The organism is Streptomyces himastatinicus ATCC 53653 (assembly GCF_000158915.1).
In the GTDB taxonomy this organism is placed as follows: Bacteria; Actinomycetota; Actinomycetes; order Streptomycetales; family Streptomycetaceae; genus Streptomyces; species Streptomyces himastatinicus.
The window spans coordinates 4,085,612-4,089,751 of record NZ_GG657754.1; the positions used below are offsets into that span (position 1 = coordinate 4,085,612).

General features: G+C 70.7%; 4 protein-coding genes and 1 pseudogene. 3 read left to right on the forward strand and 2 right to left on the reverse strand.

Features of this window, described 5'->3' with window-relative positions; translation table 11 throughout:
* Positions 1 to 245: pseudogene (locus SSOG_RS47565) on the reverse strand (ABC transporter substrate-binding protein); the annotation flags it as partial.
* Between the two features lie 324 nt (positions 246 to 569).
* Between SSOG_RS47565 and SSOG_RS16650 the strand changes: the two are divergent.
* From SSOG_RS16650 to SSOG_RS16660, 3 genes are all read left to right on the forward strand, one after another.
* A complete protein-coding gene (locus SSOG_RS16650) occupies positions 570 to 1,781 on the forward strand; it encodes a pyridoxal phosphate-dependent aminotransferase (RefSeq protein ID WP_009715407.1) in 1,212 nt (403 codons plus the stop codon).
* An 85-nt stretch (positions 1,782 to 1,866) separates the two neighbouring features.
* Positions 1,867 to 2,277 carry an SCO4983 family protein gene (locus SSOG_RS16655; RefSeq protein WP_039937815.1) on the forward strand — a complete coding sequence of 137 codons (411 nt, stop codon included), beginning with the start codon at positions 1,867 to 1,869 and terminating at the stop codon, positions 2,275 to 2,277.
* Between the two features lie 40 nt (positions 2,278 to 2,317).
* Positions 2,318 to 2,827, forward strand: coding sequence for an O-acetyl-ADP-ribose deacetylase (locus SSOG_RS16660; RefSeq protein WP_039937817.1), 510 nt, complete (start codon positions 2,318 to 2,320; stop codon positions 2,825 to 2,827).
* A gap of 6 nt (positions 2,828 to 2,833) precedes the next feature.
* Here SSOG_RS16660 and SSOG_RS16665 read toward each other — a convergent pair whose 3' ends face one another.
* Complete coding sequence (locus SSOG_RS16665; protein ID WP_009715410.1) at positions 2,834 to 4,024, reverse strand: L-talarate/galactarate dehydratase; 1,191 nt, start codon at positions 4,022 to 4,024, stop codon at positions 2,834 to 2,836.
* Positions 4,025 to 4,140: the final 116 nt, after the last annotated feature.

Below are 4,140 nucleotides of genomic sequence, written 5' to 3' on the forward strand. Positions count from 1 at the left end.
GGGTCCAGGGTCTCGGCGTCGGAGGCGGGCGGCCGGGCGATACGCAGGGTGCCGCCGCGGTCGGGGCGCCCGGCCGGGCCGCGGGTGGGCACGGCCTCGGTCGGGGACGCGGACGCGGCGCCCGAGCAGCCGGTCAGCAGGGCGGACCCGGCGAGGACACCGCCGCCCGCGGCCGCGGCGGCGAGCACCGACCGCCGCGGTATCCCGGCCGCCCCGGGGTCTGTTCGGAGGGAGGTCTCGGACATGGACGGGGGCACCTTCGCTTCAAGGCCCGGTCCGCCTCCGGGGCGCTGCGGCCAGGCCCCTTCGGCTCACGCGCCGACTCGATTCGTTCAGATTCGTTCAGCTGAACGATTGGGTGAGGTGCGTGAACGATAGCCAGCGGTTCCATCCAGGCCAACCCCTCGTTCGCGGAAATTAACGGGGGTAACCCACTTGTTACCGACCGGCGCGGAGGGGGCGCGCTGCGCCCATCACGGTCCGCAAGCGCTCCCGTACACCGTCCACACGCTGTCCACGTGGTGAAAAACACCGAGCGTCGCCGGTTACGCCCCCGTACAGTGGCCGACATGCAGGTGATCCAGTCCACGAAGCTCGCCAACGTCTGCTACGAAATCCGTGGCCCGGTACTCGAGGAGGCGATGCGACTGGAGGCAGCGGGTCACCGCATCCTCAAGCTCAACACCGGCAACCCGGCGACCTTCGGGTTCGACTGCCCGCCGGAGATCCTCGAGGACATGCTGCGCAACCTCGGCGACGCCCACGGTTACGGCGACGCCAAGGGGCTGCTCTCCGCCCGGCGCGCGGTGATGCAGCACTACCAGACCCAGGGCATCCACCTCGACGTCGAGGACATCTTCCTCGGCAACGGCGTCTCCGAGCTGATCCAGATGTCGATGCAGGGGATGCTGGACGACGGCGACGAGGTCCTCGTCCCCTCCCCCGACTATCCGCTGTGGACCGCCTCGGTCTCGCTCGCCGGCGGCACCGCCGTCCACTACCGCTGCGACGAGCAGTCGGACTGGCTGCCGGACCTCGCCGACATCGAGCGCAAGGTGACCGACCGCACCAAGGCGATCGTCATCATCAACCCGAACAACCCGACGGGCGCCGTCTACAGCGAAGAGGTGCTGCGCGGCATCACCGACATCGCCCGCCGCCACCAGCTGATCGTCTGCTCCGACGAGATCTACGACAAGATCCTCTACGACGGCGCCACCCACACCCCGACCGCGGCCCTCGCCCCGGACCTGCTGACGCTGACGTTCAACGGGCTCTCCAAGGCGTACCGCGTCGCGGGCTACCGCAGCGGCTGGCTCGCGGTCTGCGGCCCCAAGGCCCACGCCTCCAGCTATCTGGAGGGGCTGACGATCCTCGCCAATATGCGGCTGTGCGCCAACATGCCCGCGCAGCACGCGGTGGCCACCGCCCTCGGCGGCCGCCAGTCGATCAACGACCTGGTGCTCCCGGGCGGCCGGCTGCTGGAGCAGCGTGACACAGCGTATGAGCTGCTGACCCAGATCCCGGGCGTGAGCTGCGTGAAGCCGAAGGGCGCGCTGTACGCGTTCCCGAAGCTGGACCCCAAGGTCTACAAGATCAAGGACGACCGGCAGATGGTGCTCGACCTGCTGCGGGCCGAGAAGATCATGATCGTGCACGGCACGGGCTTCAACTGGCCGGAGCCGGATCACTTCCGCATCGTCACGCTCCCGGCGAAGAAGGACCTGGCCGACGCGGTGACCCGGATCGGGAACTTCCTCGACGGATACGGCCAGCCCTGAGCGACCGGCAGCGAGTTTCTACAGAAGGCTCAACTTTAGACTGTGTCTAAGTTAGGATGGCCTCCTGAACGTTTGGAGGCCATCCATGTACGAGCCGATCCGCACCAAGTCGGTCCACACCATGGCCGAGCCCGAGCCCGACTTCCCGCACCGCTCCCGCGAGGAGGAGCTGGACATTCGGCTCGCCGGACATCTGACCGCACTGCTGACCGTGACCGACGAGTTGCGCGTCCTCACCCCGGACCCGGCGCTGGACGAGGCCGCCGAGCGCCTCGCCGACCAGGTCGTACGGCTGCGCGACGGCAGCGCCCCGCTGCGCGCCGCCCCCACCACGGCCAGCGCCGACCCGGCCCATGTCGCCGCCCTCCACCAGCGCGCCCACACCCTGGCGGAATGGGCCCTGGTCATCGCCACCTCGCGCGAGGACGCGGCGGCCACCGCGCTCACCGCCGAGCGCCTGGAGGCGCATGCGGCGGGGCTGACCGTCGCGGTCTGACACCAGGACGAGCCCGAGGATCATGGCCCACGATGGAGCCATGACCACCCTCACTCTCGTCCAGGGCGACATCACCGCGCAGCACGTCGACGCCCTCGTCAACGCGGCGAACTCCTCGCTGCTCGGCGGCGGCGGGGTCGACGGCGCGATCCATCGGCGGGGCGGGCCCGAGATCCTCGACGCCTGCCGCGATCTGCGCGCCTCCCAGTACGGCAAGGGGCTGCCCACCGGCCGGGCCGTGGCCACGACGGCGGGGCGGCTCGACGCCCGCTGGGTCATTCACACCGTCGGCCCGGTGTGGTCCGCCACCGAGGACCGCTCCGGCCTGCTGGCCTCCTGCTACCGCGAATCCCTGCGCGTCGCCGACGAACTGGGTGCGCGGACCGTCGCGTTCCCCGCGATCTCCACCGGCGTCTACCGCTGGCCGATGGACGACGCCGCCCGGATCGCGGTGGAGACGGTCCGGGCCACGGACACGGCCGTCGAAGAGGTGCGCTTCGTCCTCTTCGACGAGCCCGCGTACGCGGCCTTCACGGCGCGGACCGGCTAGCGGCCCTCAGGCACCTTCGCCGAAGCACGCCGCCTCCTTCGTCCAGGCCGCCGCCTGATCGCTGAGCGAGAGGCCGAGACCGGCGCGGTCGGGGATGACCATGCGGCCGTCGCGCAGCTCCAGCCGCTCGTTGAACAGCGGCTCCAGCCACTCGAAGTGCTCGACCCACGCGGTGCGCGGGTAGGCCGCCGAGAGATGGACGTGGATCTCCATCGCGAAGTGCGGGGCGAGGCTGCGGCCCTTGTAGTCGGCGAGCGTCATGATCTGGAGGAACGGGGTGATGCCGCCGACCCGGGGGGCGTCCGGCTGCACGAAGTCGGAGGAGCCCGCCTCGATCAGCGCCGCGTGCTCATGCGCGCTGGTCAGCATCTCGCCGGTGGCTATGGGCGTGTCCAGGGTGGCGGCGAGGGCCGCGTGCCCCTCGGCGTCGTACGCGTCGAGCGGCTCCTCGATCCAGGTCAGGTCGAACTTCTCCAGCACCCGGCCGACCCGGGTCGCGGTGATCCGGTCCCACTGCTGGTTGGCGTCCACCATCAGCGGTACGCCGTCGCCCAGATGCTCCCGTACGGTCTCCACCCGGGCGAGGTCCACGCGCGGGTCCGGCGAGCCGACCTTGAGCTTGATCCCGGCGACGCCCCGGGAGCGGGCCAGGTCGATGTTCTCCAGCACCTGCTCGATGGGCGTGGAGAGGAAGCCGCCGGAGGTGTTGTAGACGCTGACCGCGTCGCGGTGCGCGCCCAGCAGCTTGGCCAGCGGCAGCCGCGCGCGCCGGGCCTTGAGGTCCCACAGCGCGATGTCGAACGCGGCGACCGCCTGCACGGCGGCCCCGCTGCGACCCATGGACGCGCCCGCCCACACCAGCTTGTTCCACAGCCGGGCGATATCGCTGGGGTCCTCGCCGATCAGCTCGGGCGCGATCTCCTGGGCGTGGGCGTACAGCGCGGGCCCGCCCGCCCGCTTGGAGTAGCTGAAGCCGAGCCCCTGATGGCCACCCTCGGTGCTGATCTCGGCGAAGAGGAAGGCCACTTCGGTGAGCGGCTTCTGCCTGCCGGTCAGCACCTTGGCGTCGCTGATGGGCGCGTGCAGCGGCAGGAACACCAGGGAGAGCCGGATCGCCGAGACCCGGTCGGTGCTCGCCTCGCCGGGAGCGGAGGCGAAGGGTTTGAAGGCGACGGATTCACTGGGCGCGACACTCATGCGGTGCTCTCCTCGGCATCGTGCTGGGGTCCAGGGCCTACCATCCGCCGCCGCCCCGGAAACCGTCCAGACCCCAGGTGTAGGGACTCCCCTTGATCACGTCCGTGAACGGGCCG

What these genes read in the sequence shown, in the direction of transcription:
- SSOG_RS16650 (WP_009715407.1), top strand. Translation starts at nt 570, where the DNA reads ATGCAGGTGATCCAGTCCACGAAGCTCGCCAACGTCTGCTACGAAATC.
- SSOG_RS16655 (WP_039937815.1), top strand. Translation starts at nt 1,867, where the DNA reads ATGTACGAGCCGATCCGCACCAAGTCGGTCCACACCATGGCCGAGCCC.
- SSOG_RS16660 (WP_039937817.1), top strand. Translation starts at nt 2,318, where the DNA reads ATGACCACCCTCACTCTCGTCCAGGGCGACATCACCGCGCAGCACGTC.
- SSOG_RS16665 (WP_009715410.1), bottom strand. Translation starts at nt 4,024, where the DNA reads ATGAGTGTCGCGCCCAGTGAATCCGTCGCCTTCAAACCCTTCGCCTCC.